This is a genomic window from Paenibacillus sp. JDR-2 (assembly GCF_000023585.1).
Taxonomy (GTDB): domain Bacteria; phylum Bacillota; class Bacilli; order Paenibacillales; family Paenibacillaceae; genus Pristimantibacillus.
In genome coordinates, this window is sequence record NC_012914.1 from 4,445,939 (window position 1) to 4,464,289 (window position 18,351).

The window sequence follows — 18,351 nt, forward strand, 5'->3', positions numbered from 1 at the left end:
ATGCGTCACCTATTCCGTCTTCGCGGATTGTGTATTTACCATGATGTCCGGCTGTTCGGTGCTCGCCATGCCTTGCGTTTCTGCCATTTTGCGGATCCTCTCCGGATCGTTAAGCATTTCTACTTGCTTCTGCAACTCTTTCATATCAATGTTCATGGTTGCGTATTGAGTTTTCATTTGCTTGATTTGGACGCGCATATCATAGTTCTTCGCGTATTGATTTACGATGACCCCAAGTACGATTACGCAAAAAACGACCGTAAACATGTACAGCAGCTTCTCTTGAACCGGAATCGACTTGCGCTTCACAACAATCCGTTTTGTCTCGCGGACGACCGGCCGCTGTTCCGGCTTGCGCTTTGGCTGCATGGCCAAATTGCCGTTGATATAAGCCAATGAAAGAACCCCCTCTAACCTACAATTTTTCTGCGACACGCAGCTTGGCCGAGCGAGAGCGAGGGTTAACTTCTAGTTCCTGCTCTGTCGGAACAATCGGCTTGCGGTTTACTAACCGAAGCTTTCCTGTGCCGCCGCACACACATTTCGGGAAATCCGGCGGACAAGTGCATTTTTCAACATAACTCGCAAATAATTGCTTGCAGATGCGATCCTCTAACGAATGGAAAGTAATAACGGATATCCTGCCGCCGGGACGAATGCATTTCACTGCTTCCTCTAATGCATCTTCCTCGGCGCCGAGCTCGTCATTTACGGCGATCCGGAGAGCCTGGAAGGAACGCTTGGCCGGATGACCGCCAGTTCGTCTTGCTGCAGCCGGAATTCCGGTTTTGACCAGTTCGGCCAGCTCGCCTGTTGTTTCAATCGGCGCATTCTCGCGGGCCTGGACAATTTTACGTGCGATCGATCTAGCGAACTTCTCTTCGCCGTACACATGCAGAATCCGGGATATCTCCCGTTCTTCCCAGCTATTAACGATATCGTAGGCCGTTAAGGCTCCTCCTTGATCCATCCTCATGTCAAGAGGAGCATCATGGTTGTAGCTGAAGCCGCGCTCCGCCTCATCCAGTTGGGGACTGGAAACGCCAAGATCGAACAAAATGCCGTCGACCTGAGGGACACCGTCTACCGTTGGAACATCGCACGTGAGAAGCATTTCTTCCAAATAACGAAAATTGCTCTTGACTAGCGTTACTCTATCCATATAGGGAGCAAGCCTTACGCGTGCGTTATCCAGCGCAGCATCATCCTGGTCAAATGCGATCAAACGCCCTCCACCGCTCAGCTGGGACACAATTCTTTCACTATGACCTGCGCCGCCAAGCGTACAGTCGACGTATATGCCGCCTGGCTTGATCGCCAGTCCGTCAACCGCCTCTTCCAATAGCACTGTAATATGCTGAAACACGCTAACATCCTCCCATTCTTGTTGTTTACTCTAGAAGTTGAAGTCGAAATCGACCAATTTCTCCGCGATCTCGTTGAATGCCTGCTCGGATTGCGCATAATAGCCTTCCCACGTCGATTTGCTCCAGATCTCGACGCGGCCTGATACGCCAAGCACCATGCAATCCTTATCCAGCTTCGCGTATTCGCGGAGGTGGGCTGGTATGTTTACCCTTCCCTGTTTGTCGAGCTCGCATTCCGTTGCCCCGGAAAAGAAAAACCGGGTAAACGCCCGGGCATCCGACTTCATGAGAGGCAGTGACTTCAGCTTCTGCTCCAGCACGCTCCACTCGCTCATAGGGTAAACAAACAAGCAGTTGTCTAATCCGCGGGTTGCGATAAAGATAGTGCCTAGCGATTCCCGGAACTTTGAAGGAATAATAATGCGGCCCTTCTCATCAATGGTATGTTGATATTCACCCATAAACATGAGATGCGCCCCACCCCTTCCCCCGTATCCTCCACTTCGCACCACTTTTCCCCACTAAGATAGACTAGTTCGCCACCTAAAATAAAAATCCTGCTCCATGAGCAGGATTTTTGAAAAATAATTCATATGATTAACCGTTTGGCTGATTTGGATCTTCTTCCTTATCCTCTTCTTTGACCGGAGGCGTTATAAGGTTCCTTGGCGGAGCCTGATATTTCGGCCTGGAGCGGAATTTGCCGCGCAGCCAGTATACCGGCAGCCCGATAATAACAAGCAGCAGCAGAATCGGCAGAGCACCGGCAACAAAAACAAGCAGCCCCTGAAGTACGGTGATCATGGCGTTTACGCTGTCTTGCAAAGCTTTAGACATTTTATCGCCAAGACCGTCTTCCACCGACTCCGACTTCGCGTCTGGCTGATAGAGCCTGAGCTCAACCGTCGAATAAGAAACGTTGTTATCCAGGTAGCGAATCCGCCCCTTTAATCGTTCGATATTTTCCTGAACCGTCGCAAGCTGCTCGGAGAACTTCACCAGATCATCCGCTTTTGTCGCCTTATCCATAAAGGCAAGCAACCTTTCCTCCACTGCCTGCTGTGCTTTCAGACGCGACTGCAGGTCCACGTACTCCTCCGTCACGTCCGTGCCGCTGATCTGCCGCTCAAACTTCTTATGCTCGATACCGTTAAGACGGTCGATAAAATCCATAAAACCTGCCGCCGGCACTTTGATGGTATAGGTGGAGCTCTTCTCGCCGTTGTATTGCCCATCCTGGAATTGCAATATATACCCGCCTGACTGGTGAATGGTGTTGCGGAGTACCGTTGCCGCCTTATCGAAATCAACGGCTTCTATCGTTAAATTCGCTTTGTAGATCAGTTTTTGATTCAAGCCCGCTCCCGTGCCGTCAGCGGCAATCTCTCCAATAGACCCTCCGCCCGCTTCACCGCCTACCGCCGCGGCAGGCGCTTCGGCAGAGCCTGCCGCGTTCTCCGATTGGACCTCCGCCTTGGCATCCGAGGGCTGTCTATTGACAACCGCCCCGCTGTTCGCCGTTGATGCGGCCGAGTTCATGTTGCTGCTTCCTGATGAGCATCCTCCGAGAATTAGTGCGATCGCCATAATCATCACGAGCAAGAACATGTACCCATTTCTTTTTATACGCATCTTTACTCCCCCTTTTCCATAGTTCACCGTCCTAGACGCACAATATTTGGAAAAGTTGCATGAGGGAGGAAATACGATTTAACTCTTCATACTGCTCAAAAACAACACGATCAGCTCCATTGCCAGCAAAGAGGTTTGATCCAAGTGATCAAGCAGCGGATTCACCTCTACGAACTCGGCGGAGGTCATGCGTTTGGATATGCCTAGCATGCGGATAGCCTCCCGGGCTTCGTCCGCTGTTAAACCGCCATGTACCGGAGTACCCGTCCCCGGAGCTTCGGCAGGATCAACGCTGTCGATATCAAAGCTGAGATGGATGCCGTCCGCCCCGTCTCCCGCAATGCGAAGCGCTTCGGTGATTACCGCATGAATGCCAAGCCGTCTAATGTCGTCCATGCGGAAACAAGAAATTCCCTCCGCCTGGATAAACGCTTCCTCCGCAGGATCCAGATCCCGGGCTCCGATAAGGACAATATTGCCGGGAGCGATTGTACCCGCTCCCGGCAATAAGTGGGATAAAGACAGCTGCGCCCTTCCTTGGGCGACGGCGAGCGGGATGCCGTGCATATTGCCGGAAGGGCTGGTTGATTCGGTGTTCATATCGGCATGCGCATCAATCCATATGACGCCAAGCTTCTTATAATGCGAGGTCAATCCGGCTAACGTCCCCATCGCCAGACTATGATCTCCGCCAAGAACGAAAGGAAACTGTCCGGAAGATACAACGGCTTTTACGGCCCGGGCCAATGCGATTCCCGTCTTGATGACTTCCTCGGAATGGTTCATCGGAACCTGAATAACGGGAGCAGGAATACCGGCGTTTATGATTTCCTTCAGCTTATTAATCGTGCAGCCTTGCTGCTGCAGCATTTGAAAAAGGCCCAGCTGATAGATGTGGCGGGGGGCTTGCTCACTGCCGGGTGTCCCTGCGCCAAGACCAAAGGGAACGGATAACAAAGTAAGCTTATTCATATTTGAAACACTTCCTTGATCCGCTCCAGTGCCCAGTCCAGCTCATCCTTCGTTATAATTAACGGCGGAGCGAAGCGGATTGCCGTCTCGTGGGTTTCCTTGCACAGCAGCCCGATCTGGAACAAGGCTTCGCAATAAGCTCTCGCTTGCACGGATAACTGCATCCCGATAAATAAACCTCTTCCCCTAACTTCGATAATATCCTCGTGGCGTATCGCTTCAAGTGATTGCTTGAAATATTGGCCAAGCTGTTCCGACCGCTCAGCCAGCTTTTCGTCTTCCATCACCTCAAGCGCAGCTAGCGCTACCGCGCACGCCAGAGGATTTCCGCCAAAGGTTGAGCCGTGAGAGCCCGGCTCGAACAAGTCAAGCACATCATCCCCAGCCGCAACAGCCGAGATTGGCAGAACGCCTCCGCCAAGCGCCTTGCCCAATATATACGCATCCGGAACGACGTCTTCCCAGTCGCAGGCAAACCTCTTGCCCGTCCGGCCAAAGCCCGTCTGTATCTCATCGGCCATAAACAATACATTATGCTGTCTGCATAATTCGAACGCTTGTTTTAAATAACCGTCAGGAGGCACGACAACACCGGCTTCACCCTGAATCGGCTCCACAAGAAAAGCTGCCGTATTTGTCGTTATCGCATCCGCAAGCGCTTCGGCATCACCGTAAGGGATAATTTTAAATCCCGGCGTAAAAGGTCCAAAGCCGGCGCGGTACTGCGCATCGGAGGAGAATGAAGTAATCGTAATGGTCCGTCCGTGAAAATTGCCTGCGCAGACGATAATTTCGGCTTGACCAGGCGGTATCCCCTTAATCCGGTAAGCCCAGCGGCGCGCTGCCTTTAGCGCCGTTTCTACCGCTTCGGCTCCCGTGTTCATCGCAAGGATTTTGGACTTGCCCGTAAATTCCGCCAGCTTCTTGGATAGCTGGCCAAGCTGCTCGCTATGGAAGGCTCTTGAAGTCAACGTCACCTTATCCGCCTGTTCCTTAAGCGCTCGAATGATTGCGGGATGCCGGTGGCCATGGTTCAGCGCGGAATAAGCGCTGAGCATATCCATATAACGGCGGCCTTCCGGGTCTTCCACCCACACCCCTTCTGCCTTCTCGATCACAACAGGAAGCGGACTATAGTTGCGTGCACCGAAACGATCCATAAGACGTATCGTGTCAACGGAGCTTTTCATTTGCGCAATCCCCCCTTGTTTCATTGTACGGTGATTGCCGCAAGTCCCATGACCGCAAAAAAAAGAACGCGCCAGAAGGCGCGTCCTTTTTACATCCAATCTATTCTTCTTTCCAGCTGTCGAGATAAGTAACCTGCTCCGGCGTAAGCTTATCGATGCTGATGTTCAACGAATCCAGCTTGAAGCGTGCTACCTGCTCGTCAAGCTCGTAAGGTACGTTTACGACTTTATTGCCGATATTCGCGTATTGTTCGTTCACGTATCGAAGGCCAAGTGCCTGAAGGGCAAACGTTGTATCCATGATCTCTGCGGGGTGCCCGTCGCCTGCTGCCAGGTTAACGAGACGTCCTTCCGCCAGCACATAGATGCTGCGGCCGTCCTTCAGCTTATATTCTTCGATATTGCGGCGAACGGTACGGATATCCGTTGACATAGCCGCAAGCTCCGGCTTGTTGAATTCCACGTCGAAGTGGCCGGCGTTCGAGAGAATCGCGCCATTTTTCATGACCTCGTAATGCTCGGCACGGATACAATCTTTATTGCCCGTTACCGTAATAAACAATTCGCCTGCTTTAGCCGCCTCCGACATCGGTAGAACGGTAAAGCCGTCCATGTAAGCCTCTACCGCTTTGATGGCATCCACTTCGGTTACGACTACGTTCGCGCCAAGGCCTTTGGCACGCATGGCAACGCCTTTACCGCACCAGCCATAGCCGACCACCACTACCGTTTTGCCTGCTACAACCAGGTTTGTCGTCCGGTTAATGCCGTCAAAGACGGATTGGCCGGTACCGTAGCGGTTATCGAACAAATATTTGCAATAAGCGTCATTCACGGCAACCATCGGGAAGCTCAGCGTGCCTTCCTTCTCCATCGCCTTCAGACGGATAATTCCCGTTGTCGTTTCCTCTGCGCCGCCGCGAAGATTCTCGCGGAGATCAGGACGCTCGGTATGCAGAATCGTAACCAGGTCGCCGCCGTCGTCAATAATCAGATCCGGTTTGGACTCAAGCGATTTGATTAGCAGTTCCTTATATTCTTCCGGCTCCGGATTGTATTTCGCAAATACCGTAATTCCGTCTTCCACCAGTGCCGCGCAAATATCGTCTTGCGTGGACAACGGATTGCTGCCCGTAATGGTTACGTCCGCGCCGCCTGCTTTAACGACCTTCGCAAGATAAGCCGTTTTTGCTTCCAGGTGGAGCGAAATAGTAACCTTTAGACCTTTAAAAGGCAGATCCTGCTCGAATTGCTCGCGAATCCGGTTCAATACCGGCATATGCGCGCTTGCCCAGTCAATTTTCAAATGCCCTTCCGGTGCAAGGGCGATATCGCGGATCATGCTTTTTTCCAATGTACTCATGCCTTTTAATAGCCTCCTACAACATTCTTACCTCGGGGAGAGGTTTACTCATAAATAGACGAGCTGATGTCCGCCTGTTGGACTGAACGGAAGCTCAAGCAGCTTCTCCAGCCATGCGGAGCCGTAACGGTTCCAGTAGCCGGACATGTTGATAACTCTCTCCTGCGGTTTGCCGCTCGGCCAGAGCGAAAGCGCAATGCGGTCAAGCTGACGTATCGAAGCGTCGTATTGCTTATTAAATGCATCCTTCGTTTTGGCTTCCAAATACTCGATCTGCTCAACAATCTTCTGGCGGTTCGTCTCTCCCAGCTTCAGAAGACCCGGCTGAATGGAGCCGGCAAGCTCAAGCAGCGGTCCATACATCGCAGTAAACGACTGCTTCACTTCTTGGAAGCGGTCTTCGATGGAAAGCTGATCCTGCTCGGACAGCCACGCTTGCTTGCGGGCTTCGAAACGCTTCGCCACATCCTCGAAAGACAGCTCATATTTCATCATATGCTTCGCAATGGTACCTTCTACCAGGGTGAAGGACATACGCGGCACAATAATCGGCATTTCCATTCCTAGCTTACGGAAAGCTTCGCCTGTTAATGCCCAATACGCAATTTCGCCCGGACCCAAAACAGTTCCAAGCACCGGGAACAAATAATCCTGCATAATCGGCCTTGTAAGTACGTTATTGCTGAGCTGGGAAGGCTGCTCCTCCGCCAGCTGAAGCAGCTGCTCCTTCGTCCAGAAAGCTGTGGCCTTCCGGTCCTGGAACTGCCCGTCACGCTTGTGCAGCAACGTCCGCTCATCTCCGCTCGCCGAGTTAAATACAAACAGGTTCGCGCTGCCTTCCACGACATCCGCCTGCAGCTGGTAACCAAGCGATTTCACTTTCTCCGCCGCGGATTTATAAGCCGCTTCCAGCTCATCGTTCTCCTCAATAATGCGGCGGAACATCGGCGCTTCGATTTTGCGGAGCTTTGGATCATCCGCATCCAGAAGAACAAGGCCTTCCTTGCCGAACAAAAAGGCCAGAATTCCGGCAAACATGTCCGATAACGACCGGGATTGGCCTGCAATTTGTCGTAACTGCTCAAGCAGGCCAGGCTTAAAGTCGGAATGCGGAAGCGTCTGCTCGAGCTCTTCCAGCAACGCGTTCCAGCTGTCCGTATCCACAGACGTACGGCTTACGGATGTTCTTGGACCTTCCGGACGCTGCACAATCAGCTTGCGCAGCTCCTGCTCCGCATTCAGCACGTAAGTATGATTCGCTTCATCCCAATCGTGATCCTCGCCCGCAATCCAGAAGACCGGTACAACCGTGCGGCCCAGCTTCTCGGATGCCCATTTAGCCCCGCTGACGATGGAGACCGCCTTATGTATCACAAGCAGCGCTCCTGACCACAAGCCGGCTTGCTGCCCGCCAATAATAACCGGCGCGCCTTCCGCGATAGCACGGATTGAAGCGTCCACCTCCGGCGTTGTATATGGACTATTGTATTGGCGCAGCACCTCGGCTAATTCCGCCGAGTTCGCCCGGCTGCCCGAAAGCTCCTCCAGCTTCTTCAGGCGCTCGGCCCAATCCTGCTCGCGTCCGGCATGATAGCCGTACAGCGAATCGATATTTGCGTCCGTCCGATGTATATAAGCCTCTGTTAAAGGCTGGGCGCTTGGCAAGTCATAATGTTCCGTATTCATAGCGCAGCCAGTTCCTCCCAAATCAATCGTATATTTTTGTAAAACTGTAACCATTCAAGCAACAATTTGATTGTACACAAAGGATAAGCCGCACGTCAAAAGAAAAAAGACCCGCAACCTCTTGGTTACAGGCCTCAAGTGTTTACGCGGAAAAGATTTTTTGTCCGATCGCAATAAACATCAGCAGCAGATACGCCATACTCATCGTAAAGAAACCCAGTCGCCACACGGCGCGAAACACCCGCTTCACATTTACGTTTCCGCGTTTGCGGAACTGCATATTGCCCAGCAATCCGCCGCCAAGCAGCATAAAAAGAATTATAGCATACAGTCCAAATGAGCTGTTAAATATGGAGTCAAACAATACAGCCACGCATCCGATCAGAAGCGCGGTTGTAACATCCATCGCCAGCTGGAACGCTTTTTTTCTATCGTCTGAAAACATGCCATACCCGAAATAAACCAGAAGAAACGGAATGACAGGTATTACTGCCAAATAGGCGTAGACATATTTTATGCTGTCCCATAAAAAGCCCATGTCATTCGCACCTTTCCTCGTTTTCTTAATGGAGCTGCTTCACGAGTGTTGTTACAGCATCATTTAACGGTGAGGCTATGCCTATGCGTCTTGCAAGTCCGGAGACACCGCCGTTAATCCAGTCAATTTCCGTGTGCCGTCCTGCCCGGACGTCACTTAACATGGAGGAAACGTTTGTTGCCGTAGCCGCGCATACCTGCATCACAAGCTGCCATCCGTCAGCTGCTGATTTCATCCCGTCTGCCGCGAGAATCGCGGACGTTTCTTCGAACAAGGATCTCATGAGCTTCAGCCTTGACGGGTGCTCCGGCAGCTCACCGTTTGTCGTATCGTAAATCGCCGTAAGCGGATTAATAACCGCGTTAATAAGCAGCTTTTGGTAAATCCTGTCCTTCATCTCATTCGACAAACCCGCACGGAATCCTGCCGATTTCAGTATATTAAGCAACAAATTTTGGAGATTATCGTCCTTTTTGTCTTCCGCATACGCTCCAAACCATAATGGACCATCCCCTGTGTGCCGCACATGGCGCGCATCATCAATCCGTCTGGCTCCAGCAGACGTAACGCCCGCATACAAGAGCGTGCCCGGAAGAGCAGCCGCAAGCTTGTCCATATGACCGATTCCGTTCTGAAGGCACAGTAACGCCGATTTCCCGCTGCTTAACCTCTGCAGCTGATGCAATAGCCGTTCATCAATATGGCATTGCTTGACCGTCAAAATGATCCAGGCCGCAGCGTGCTCAGCATCTGCTCCGGCTTGTCCAGCTTGACCAGCCAGAAGACTTGGAAGAGAATGGCTGTTCACCGCGATATCACGCGCAACCCCATCCAGCATTTCCAGCCTGATGCCTTCCGCCTGGAGCCGTTTCGCCTGCTCGTCCGTGCGCGTCCACACGGTGACCTCCTGTCCCGCCTGAGCAAGCAGACCGGCATGCAGAAGACCAATCGCTCCGCCTCCAACTATATGTATCTTCAAACCTCAATCACCACTTCAGAAGTATTGGGCATAAAAAAAGTATGCTCGTATTTATAGCATACTTGTTTCCAGATAAAAAGCGAACACCCCGCCGTACATCGCCGGCGGGGCATTCACCTATTCAATTCGTTCCAAATTTCCGTTTGCATCCATTTTAAAGCGAGGCTTTGCTTCCTCTTCATGCGTTAACACCGCCAGACGGCGTGCCCGGTCCATGATTTGAATCAATGTTTTATAATCATCATTGACGGCCCGGTAATCGGTCTGAACATTATTTACTTCTCTAGACAATCTCTCATTCTCATCGCGCAAACGATCAATTTCATCATCTTTTTCCTTCAGTTCTTTCTCGAAGGATTTGATTTGACGGCTTACGTCCTGATAAGTGGTCTTGAACTGTCTAAGAAAACGGATAATGGAATCAACGGATAAACCTTCTTCCGTCGTTACCGCATTAGCGCTAAATGCTCTTTCTTCTGCATCATAAACGGCAATAGAAGAGACATGAGGGGTTGCGACAATCGCCTGTTTTTTCAAATAATTGCGCTTCTGGCGCTGCTGCTTGGCGATTTGAATCGCTTCTTCGTAACGTTTGCGGACACAGCTGTTCCAGCGGAAACCGCAAGCCGCAGAAGTCCGTCCTATACGTTCCCCTACCTCTTCAAATGCCGCTAGCTGGGTACTACCTTCGCGAATATGGCGTAGTGTAACTTCGGCGAGTATAAGATCGTCGTCGGGACTCCACGCATCTTGTCTGACTGCTGTCATGCGACCAAAACCTCCTTACGTAAAGGCGCTTACTTTATCTCTATGCCCTTGGTAGAGTTCATAGAATCTATCGGATACTAATTTGTATATCCAAATTTCAAAAAGCTCATACATAATTCATTCGATTAACGAGCAAACTGATATCATAACGCTTTCAATTTACACAAAATAGTTGATTTTGTTCGTACTTGCTTGTTTACACTGCCAAATTCAACCGTTATAATGTACAATAGAAATTCGGGTCAGAGCGAAGGGGGGATGGTTTCATGGCACGCATGTATCGGGTACTCGGTTTTTGGACTCTTGTGATCGGCTTGATGGCCTTCGCAGGTCACATGACTGAATTCGCACTTCTGTTTTTTGCACAAGCGGTGGCTTTCGTTTTCCTGGGTTATCTCAAATTTAGCGAACGAACATACATACTCATGTTCTGGGGATATATGGCAATTTCGTTTGTAGGCTTTACTTACTGGACCGTATTCAAAATGGGCAACCCCTTCTAAAGTTTGCGAACGACAAAAAAAAGGTGCAGCTCCTCCGGAGCCGCACCTTTTCTCATTTATCCAGCACAAGTACCTTAAACGTCTCGCTCATTCCGTCGCTCAGTAGCAGTTGACGCACCGCCCGGTTCATCCTGGCCGTTTGACCGAAAGGGTCCGTTTCCGCATGATTTTGTAGGAGCTCAAAGGCCCCGTGATCAATGAGAAACTGCTTCTGGGTATCGTAATAAGCAATGCGCCATCCTCCGGCTTCCGCGGCATGACGAAGCGACGTAAAGGGCACATGCGCCGTTATATCCTGCTCTCCGATTCGAAGGTAAGGCTCGTCGGACGCGATATGACCGGAGTAGCACAGCAAAGTCCCTTTCATTCGGTGTTTCGCCGTATATTCTTCCGCCTCATGACCGTAATCAACGATAATGACGCGCCCAGCCTCCAGTACTTCGGCAAGGCTTGCAAGCCATTGCTCCGCATCGAGATTAACCTCCGTCTGCTGTCCTTCCGTTAGGTGAATACCGCTTTTTTGCAATGCAGCAGCAATCCGTTCATCCGAGAGCGGCATATGCACCTCGTAAAAGCCATCCTCCGCATTTCCGGCTACGCCAAGTTCAACAAGCTTTCCCTGCTCAACCGTCACCCGATTCACCGGAAAGGCATCCAGCAGCTCATTGGCGAGCACAACCGCAGGCAGCTCCTGCCAATGCCGCCCGCTCTGCATGGCTTCGTCAGAAGACAGGAATAACGCCGTATAGCTTGTATTTGAGCTGATGGCACGCTTCGCTTCTTCCAGGTGGCCCGGATGATCATCGACTAGAATAGACCGGCATTGAAGCGCGGAAGATTGTTCTGCTTTTGCCCGCCAGGCTTCTTGGATTTGCATCGTAAGCCGCCCTGTGCCCGCTCCCCATTCCACAAGCTGAATATGGCCTCCGGCAGAATGGACAGCGTAGTCATACACATAATTCGTCAAGCAATGCGCCATCACGGCACCTACGGCAGAGCTGGTGTAAAAATCGCCTTCCCGCCCTATTCGCACAGGTCCCGAACGGTAATAACCGTCTTGCTTATCATATAAACATAAACTCATATATTGTTTGAAAGTCATGCAATGAAGGTCTGCAGAGCCCGTGCTGCCAGCCCGCCAGCCGACCGCAGGCATACCGGCTATCTGTTCCGAAATACGGATGATTAACGATTTTTTACCTATTTTCACCTGCTCATCTCCCGCTTATAAGATATAATAAATGGAACCGTCGCATACAATGTTAGCTGTACAGGCCTAGCAACGTAAGAAAGGAGGCGGCTGGTGGCATTCCATCGCATTTATGTTCGCGGCAGATGGCTCTTTATCCTTCTTATCGTTCTTATGCTTGCCATCTGCAAGCTTCCCGTCATGGCCGAGCCTCAATTAACGGAGGACGAGCAGGTCAATCAGATTTTGGAAAAGAGCTTGTCTATCGTTGAGATAGACAAAGAAATTGCACGCATACAAACAGAAAAAGAAAAGGTTATAGACGACATGTCCGTCACCGACAAACGGATTGTGCAGCGTGATCAGGAAATTATGGAGAAGCGTGAAGAAGCCGGCAAGGTCCTTCGCGCTTATTATATGGGTGAACGCGAGATTCTGCTGCGCGCGATTCTATCCTTCGATTCGATTCACGATTTATTCGCCATGCTGGACTACGTAGACATTATTTTTTCGCAGGACCGGAACACGCTTGATTCCTACACGAAGGAATATAAGAGCTTGAAAGAGGAATACGCCAAATTGGACGGAAGAAAAACGGAGCTTGAAGATATTGAAAACCGGCTTCAAACCCAGCGCAGCCGGGTTGCGCAGCTGGAGCAGCAGATTGACGGCCAGCTCGCCGGACGTTCCGACGCGGATCGGCTTCGCTTGCTGATGCAGGAGCTGACGAACTATTGGGAATCGGCCGGACTTGAAGAAGTGGAGCAGTATTTCGATGCTTTATCCAAAGCGATGAACAAACTGCCAAGCTGGATTGAGGACAATAAGCAGTACCTGGAGATAAACGGGTTTAATTATACGATTCATATTCCGGAAGACGCTTTGAACGCTTTCCTCAGGGAGCAGGATAAACGGTTTAACGATTTCTCCTTCCGGTTTGAAGACGGCAAAGTAACCGCATCAGGCAAGCACGATAACATGGATATTGCCGTCTCCGGTCATTATACCGTGGAAGAAAAGCCGAAGAACGGCATTGTATTCCATGTCGATGAGCTGTTGTTTAACGGTTTTGCGCTGCCCGATACGACAAGGAAATCACTTGAAGACAAATTTGATCTCGGCTTTTATCCTGGCGACATTATTAAATTCATACAAGCTAAATCAGTTGAAATGAAAGACAAGGAGCTTACTGTTTATTTGAAGATGAAGCTGTAACCGATTGGATAAAGGCGGTAATGTCTGTTGCCCCGCTCGTATACAACTGCCATAAAGCTTCCCATCGGCTCCATTCCTTATGCCAGTTAGGAGCAGGAGGCTCCCCGATGGGTTCTTCATTAAGCAAAGGCAACCACCATGTTGGCGGATATTGGGCCGTAGAGCCCGAATATCCGCCTATTTCGTATATCGAATTTTTAGCAGGCAATTTGCCGAAGCGTTCATAATTACGCCCTTGCTCGGTCACGCTTGTCATCTCTTTAATCCAGCTGAAGGCCGCCTCTGCCTTATCCGTATTAGCCGAGACAACAAAGCTGCGGCTTCCAAGCCACAAGTTGCGAAGCTTAATCTTGTCGATTAGCAGTTTATCCTGCTCTGATTGCGAAAGTCCTTTATATTCCGACCACGGTAAAACCGAGACAAGCAAATGCTGATTGTCCATCTCAGTGCCAAGCAAGCGGTTATTAACGGCTATGGACGGAATCGTCAAAGAAGCCGTCTCCTCTAGACGGTTAGCCGACTCTTCGTTCAGGATTAAGGTAGCCGCCCCGCGTTTGTCTGCACCGCTCCAGGCATCCAGCCAAGCTGCCGTTCCGCTGAAATCCGCAGGCAAGTTAAGCAAAGACTCCGGTGACGTCCCGGAAGCCGCTAAACGTTCCGTGAGCTGCAGGAAGCTTGTCCAATCCTTTGGTGGATCGCTCATATTCTGTTCGGTCAGCATAGCCTTGTTCCACACAAGGATTGGCGGATCCGCATCAAAAGGGATACCCCAGAGATAACTATTCCACTTGAGCGGAGCAAGCAGCTTGGCCGGCTGGTCGGATAAAGTGCTTGCCGTATTGACGCTATCAACGGGCTCAAGCAGGCCCATGACGGCAAACTCCCTTACCCAGCCGCTGTCCATCAGCATAATATCGGAGGAAGTACCAAGCAAAAGATCTTGCTTCCAAGTGGAATAAGCTTCTTCCTTCGATTCGATATTCAGCAGCTCTACAAGGATGTTGGGATATTTTAGTTTAAATCGTTCATTTGCCTCTTCCAAAAAAGCAAATTGCTCAGGCGACATGGAAACGGTTACAACAATGGATTCCATCGGCTCATCGTCATGCTCGTTAGCGACAGGTCCAGTATTTGCATTATGGGAGCTGCCGCCGGATGATGCCGGCTTATGCGGGTCCATGTTGGGAATAAGCAAAATAACGGACAACAGCACTGCTCCTGCAAGGATCATCACAAATCTCCTTGTAGCCACACACTTCTCCCTTTCCGATATATCTTAAGCCCCCGCAGTCTAGTCTATTAAAACCTATCATAGCAATAAATCGTAGAGTTGTCCAAACAAGTCTAGGACTTTATCCCCCCCGGCCTATAGGTTAATGGGGCAAACTGCATATTTGAATGTTCTTCCGATCGCCATTGCTCGGGGATTCCTCTCATCCACGATGACAAGGAAGGAATCCCCGAGCAAAAGCGAGCACTACGTTTCTCCAGAATCATTCAAATACTCCGTTTGCCCTATTAACCTTTGCCTTTAAACCGAAAAGAAGCGGTGCTGGGATTCCCCGGCACCGCTTCTTTTTAGAAGAAGAATTATAAGAGGTCTGCCGCGAGCTGAGCGAGCTTGGAACGCTCGCCTTTTTCGAGAGTGATGTGTCCGCTGATTCCTTCGCTCTTGAAATGCTCGACGATATGCGTGAGCCCGTTGCTCACCGCGTCGAGATAAGGATGGTCGATCTGCTCCGGATCGCCCATCAGAACGATTTTACTGCCCTCTCCCACGCGGGAAACAATGGTTTTGACCTCATGCTTCGTTAAGTTCTGAGCTTCGTCGATAATAATGAACTGTCCCGGTATCGAGCGGCCGCGGATATAAGTAAGCGCTTCGACCTGGATGCTTCCTAGACCCATCAATATTTTATCAATGTCGCCGGATTTCTTGGTATCAAACAGGTACTCCAGATTATCGTAGATCGGCTGCATCCATGGCCGCAGCTTCTCTTCCTTCTCGCCCGGCAGGTAACCGATATCCTTGCCCATCGGTACGACTGGACGGGCAATCAAAAGTTTTTTGTATTTATGCTCATCCTCCACCTTCAAGAGGCCAGCGGCAAGCGCAAGCAGCGTTTTGCCTGTTCCGGCTTTGCCGGTCAGAGTGACAAGCGGGATTTCATCGTTGAGCAGCAGCTCAAGAGCCATGCGCTGCTGAGCGTTACGGGCCGTAATTCCCCAAATCGGATCATTGCTTAAGAACAACGGCTCTAGGCGTACGCCATCCTGGCTGACCTTCAGCAAGGCGGATTTGGAGGTTCCCATCTCATCCCGCAGGATTACAAATTCGTTTGGCTTCAGCCTGGCGATATTCTGCATGCTTTTGACCGTCAGGAACCGGTACGTATAAAATTCATCGATAACAGACGGATGGACAAACAAGGTCTCATAGCCGGCATAAAAATCAGTCGTGGACACGGTCCGGTCCGACAAATAATCCTGGGCTTCGAGGCCCAGCACATCCGCTTTGATCCGGACTAGCACATCTTTGCTTACAAGAACGACAGTGCTGGTTTGTTCATTCTCCAGCTGTTCCAAGTGATAGTTGAGCGCGACAGCAAGAATTCGGTTGTCATTGGTCATTTCTCCGAACATCTCTTGTACGCGCATAAAACTCCGATGATTAAGCTCCACTTTTAACAATCCGCCGTTAGGAAGCGTTATGCCCTCGTGTAGATGCCCTTCCACCCGCATACCATCGAGCAACCGGGATATGGAACGCGCATTGCGCCCTAGTTCGTCTGCCAGCCTCTTCTTGGAGTCGATTTCTTCCAACACCACCGCGGGAATGATGACTTCGTTATCCTCGAAGGCAAAGAGCGATTGCGGATCATGAAGCAGCACATTAGTGTCGAGCACGAATATTTTTTTCATGAGAACCCTCCCGGCGTCGGTCATTCAATAGATAGACATACATAGCCATACTTGGCTGCGGGTACACTACATTCTGATTAGACGATGTGCAACAAGAAAAAAGAGGTGGAACCAACATGTACCGGAAACTTATTGCGGCGATCGCTATTGCGGCAATTACTGCTGGCTGCGGCACCGTCGCTCGAAACGAAACATCACCCTCTCCTCAAAATAATGGCTCTGTTCGCGCACAGCAGACAAGTCCTCAGAAGAAAGAAATTGCGAATCCTGAGCAAGTCTCCAAGCATTTGGAACAGCTGGCCATGGGCATCAAAGGTGTTACGAATGCGCACTGCGTGGTGCTCGGAAACACCGCCGTGGTTGGGATCGATGTCGACAGCAAGCTTGATCGCTCCAGAGTCGGCACAATAAAATATTCCGTCGCTGAAGCTTTCCATAAAGATCCCTACGGCATTGATGCTATCGTAACAGCCGATATGGATTTGTCACAGCGGCTGAACGAAATTGGTGCGGATATCCGCCGCGGCAGGCCGATCAGCGGCTTTGCGGAAGAGATGGCCGACATTATTGGCCGTATCGTACCGCAGATCCCTCGTGAAGTTATGCCGCAGGATCCGGAAGTACAACAACGGGCCAACAATTTACACAAACTTCATTAGCTTGTATACCGCGCCATAAGACACAAAAAGCCTAGTGATCAAATCACTAGGCTTTCCTTACGACAGTATGTCCGTTTGGACAAGCCTGTCATCAGTTTATTCGGTTCCATCCGGATACATGCCGAGACCGGCACACAGATGCAGTCATCAGCCGCAAGGCTCAAGAGGTTTCCCGAGCGCTCGTCACCGCTTCTTCTTTTAAATGTGAATGTCGCGGTTACGGCTTTGGGCATCCGCATGACCTCCTCTAAGAAGGATTTCATATCCGTACACCTATTATAGCGGTAAAAGAACCGCCAGTCTATGGTTATTCAGCCATTTTCGCTTGCAAAGCTGCACGAGCCTCGCTTAGCTTGGCCTCATCCAGATAAACGTACGGACTCTTCCACACGCCCTCTAACGGAATGAATTGAACATCCGAGCTGCTGATGCCGAAATACGTCTTCATCAGGTTCTGGATTTCCTTCGGCGGCATGTCAATTTCCATGTTGTCGCCAACAGCGTCAATTACCTCGCCCATCTTCGTGATTCCGTTTAGCGATTTCATCTTGTCGACGATCTTCGCTACAACTTCGCTCTCGCGCTTGTTGCGGTCGAAATCGCTGGACATGTTTTTGCCGTCATTGGATTTCCGGTAACGGACAAAATCAAGCGCTTGGTCTCCGTTAAGCTTTTGGAAACCCTTCTTCAGATTGATGTTGGTGCCGTCATAATTATCGACGTATTTCATATCCATATCGACGTTCACTTCAATGCCGCCAAGCGCGTCTACAACGTCCTCGAAGCCCTTAAAGTTAACAACCGCCGTATATTTCAGATCTACGCCAAAGTACTTGCCCAGCATATCCCGAATCGCGCGTTTTGCATCCTCCTCTGCCGCTTCTTTGTCCAGCCCTTTCTCGGAACGGGCTTGGCTAAAGAAGGTGGCGTAGTTGGCATTCGCCTTTCGCTCGCCATATCCGTCCAGCATGAGCAAGGAGTCGCGAGGAATCGAAATTACAGTAGCCGATTTGGTATTTGGATTAAAGACGGCAACCATCATGACGTCGGTATTCATTCCGCCGCCCTTGGCCCTTGTGTCGAGGCCAAGCAACACCATCCCAACCGCTTTCTTCTTGACGGATTCTGCAGTCGGAATCTTTACATCATCGTTTGATACGGTGCCAATTTGCTGAATCGCATTGTTCGCCTTGCTAGCCAAAAATCCGAAGTATGCCACGATAATCAAAATAACAGCTAATAATAGCAGTAAAACAACTTTCCATACGCGTCTTTTCTTCGGTTGCTTAGGCGATCTAGGAGCGGTCTTGGCATTTGCTCTCCGGGAAGGCAGTTCAGCCGAGCCTTGCGTCATAGGATCATCACCTT

Annotated in this window: 18 protein-coding genes; 3 read left to right on the forward strand and 15 right to left on the reverse strand. The window is 50.6% G+C overall.

Annotation, left to right across the window (positions count from 1 at the left end; all coding sequences use genetic code 11):
• Positions 1 to 9: 9 nt before the first annotated feature.
• The 11 genes from ftsL to PJDR2_RS19685 form a co-directional block, all read right to left on the reverse strand.
• A complete protein-coding gene (gene ftsL / locus PJDR2_RS19635; RefSeq protein ID WP_015845467.1) occupies positions 10 to 396 on the reverse strand; it encodes a cell division protein FtsL in 387 nt (128 codons plus the stop codon).
• Between the two features lie 19 nt (positions 397 to 415).
• Positions 416 to 1,366 (reverse strand): 16S rRNA (cytosine(1402)-N(4))-methyltransferase RsmH, encoded by a 951-nt coding sequence (gene rsmH, locus PJDR2_RS19640; RefSeq protein WP_015845468.1) that lies wholly within the window; start codon positions 1,364 to 1,366, stop codon positions 416 to 418.
• Between the two features lie 30 nt (positions 1,367 to 1,396).
• On the reverse strand, positions 1,397 to 1,834 hold the full coding sequence (gene mraZ / locus PJDR2_RS19645) for a division/cell wall cluster transcriptional repressor MraZ (protein WP_015845469.1): 438 nt from the start codon (positions 1,832 to 1,834) through the stop codon (positions 1,397 to 1,399).
• A gap of 130 nt (positions 1,835 to 1,964) precedes the next feature.
• Positions 1,965 to 2,999: a DUF4349 domain-containing protein gene (locus tag PJDR2_RS19650; RefSeq protein ID WP_015845470.1), complete on the reverse strand. Its 1,035-nt coding sequence runs from the start codon at positions 2,997 to 2,999 to the stop codon at positions 1,965 to 1,967.
• A gap of 78 nt (positions 3,000 to 3,077) precedes the next feature.
• Positions 3,078 to 3,971, reverse strand: coding sequence for an arginase (rocF, locus tag PJDR2_RS19655; RefSeq protein ID WP_015845471.1), 894 nt, complete (start codon positions 3,969 to 3,971; stop codon positions 3,078 to 3,080).
• Complete coding sequence (locus PJDR2_RS19660; protein WP_015845472.1) at positions 3,968 to 5,161, reverse strand: ornithine--oxo-acid transaminase; 1,194 nt, start codon at positions 5,159 to 5,161, stop codon at positions 3,968 to 3,970. The genes rocF and PJDR2_RS19660 overlap by 4 nt, the downstream gene beginning before the upstream one ends.
• A 100-nt stretch (positions 5,162 to 5,261) precedes the next feature.
• Positions 5,262 to 6,524, reverse strand: a complete 1,263-nt coding sequence (locus tag PJDR2_RS19665; protein ID WP_015845473.1) for an adenosylhomocysteinase — start codon at positions 6,522 to 6,524, stop codon at positions 5,262 to 5,264.
• 48 nt (positions 6,525 to 6,572) lie between these two features.
• Positions 6,573 to 8,210 (reverse strand): bacillithiol biosynthesis cysteine-adding enzyme BshC, encoded by a 1,638-nt coding sequence (gene bshC, locus PJDR2_RS19670; protein ID WP_015845474.1) that lies wholly within the window; start codon positions 8,208 to 8,210, stop codon positions 6,573 to 6,575.
• A gap of 142 nt (positions 8,211 to 8,352) precedes the next feature.
• Positions 8,353 to 8,748, reverse strand: coding sequence for a DUF3397 domain-containing protein (locus PJDR2_RS19675; protein WP_015845475.1), 396 nt, complete (start codon positions 8,746 to 8,748; stop codon positions 8,353 to 8,355).
• A gap of 25 nt (positions 8,749 to 8,773) precedes the next feature.
• On the reverse strand, positions 8,774 to 9,727 hold the full coding sequence (locus PJDR2_RS19680) for a ketopantoate reductase family protein (RefSeq protein WP_041613524.1): 954 nt from the start codon (positions 9,725 to 9,727) through the stop codon (positions 8,774 to 8,776).
• Between the two features lie 117 nt (positions 9,728 to 9,844).
• A complete protein-coding gene (locus PJDR2_RS19685) occupies positions 9,845 to 10,495 on the reverse strand; it encodes an RsfA family transcriptional regulator (protein WP_015845477.1) in 651 nt (216 codons plus the stop codon).
• Positions 10,496 to 10,761: 266 nt separating this feature from the next.
• On the opposite strand from PJDR2_RS19685, the gene PJDR2_RS19690 reads away from it, so the two are divergent.
• Positions 10,762 to 10,998, forward strand: a complete 237-nt coding sequence (locus tag PJDR2_RS19690; RefSeq protein WP_015845478.1) for a DUF2626 domain-containing protein — start codon at positions 10,762 to 10,764, stop codon at positions 10,996 to 10,998.
• Between the two features lie 52 nt (positions 10,999 to 11,050).
• On the opposite strand, the gene PJDR2_RS19695 is transcribed toward PJDR2_RS19690, so the two are convergent.
• Complete coding sequence (locus PJDR2_RS19695) at positions 11,051 to 12,208, reverse strand: class I SAM-dependent methyltransferase (RefSeq protein WP_015845479.1); 1,158 nt, start codon at positions 12,206 to 12,208, stop codon at positions 11,051 to 11,053.
• A gap of 93 nt (positions 12,209 to 12,301) precedes the next feature.
• Here PJDR2_RS19695 and PJDR2_RS19700 point away from each other — a divergent pair, with 93 nt between their 5' ends.
• On the forward strand, positions 12,302 to 13,402 hold the full coding sequence (locus PJDR2_RS19700) for a coiled-coil domain-containing protein (protein WP_015845480.1): 1,101 nt from the start codon (positions 12,302 to 12,304) through the stop codon (positions 13,400 to 13,402).
• Here the strand turns inward: PJDR2_RS19700 and PJDR2_RS19705 are convergent.
• Together PJDR2_RS19705 and PJDR2_RS19710 are read right to left on the reverse strand one after the other, a co-directional pair.
• Entirely contained in the window at positions 13,374 to 14,654 is a 1,281-nt protein-coding gene (locus PJDR2_RS19705; RefSeq protein WP_150106522.1) for an extracellular solute-binding protein, read from the reverse strand. The genes PJDR2_RS19700 and PJDR2_RS19705 overlap by 29 nt on opposite strands.
• A 338-nt stretch (positions 14,655 to 14,992) precedes the next feature.
• Positions 14,993 to 16,324, reverse strand: coding sequence for a PhoH family protein (locus PJDR2_RS19710; protein ID WP_015845482.1), 1,332 nt, complete (start codon positions 16,322 to 16,324; stop codon positions 14,993 to 14,995).
• 116 nt (positions 16,325 to 16,440) lie between these two features.
• Here PJDR2_RS19710 and PJDR2_RS19715 point away from each other — a divergent pair, with 116 nt between their 5' ends.
• The gene (locus PJDR2_RS19715; protein WP_015845483.1) at positions 16,441 to 16,983 is read left to right on the forward strand and encodes a YhcN/YlaJ family sporulation lipoprotein; all 543 of its coding nucleotides are present in this window, start codon (positions 16,441 to 16,443) and stop codon (positions 16,981 to 16,983) included.
• Between the two features lie 307 nt (positions 16,984 to 17,290).
• On the opposite strand, the gene PJDR2_RS19725 is transcribed toward PJDR2_RS19715, so the two are convergent.
• Positions 17,291 to 18,337 carry an LCP family protein gene (locus tag PJDR2_RS19725; protein WP_015845485.1) on the reverse strand — a complete coding sequence of 349 codons (1,047 nt, stop codon included), beginning with the start codon at positions 18,335 to 18,337 and terminating at the stop codon, positions 17,291 to 17,293.
• Positions 18,338 to 18,351 lie beyond the last annotated feature (14 nt).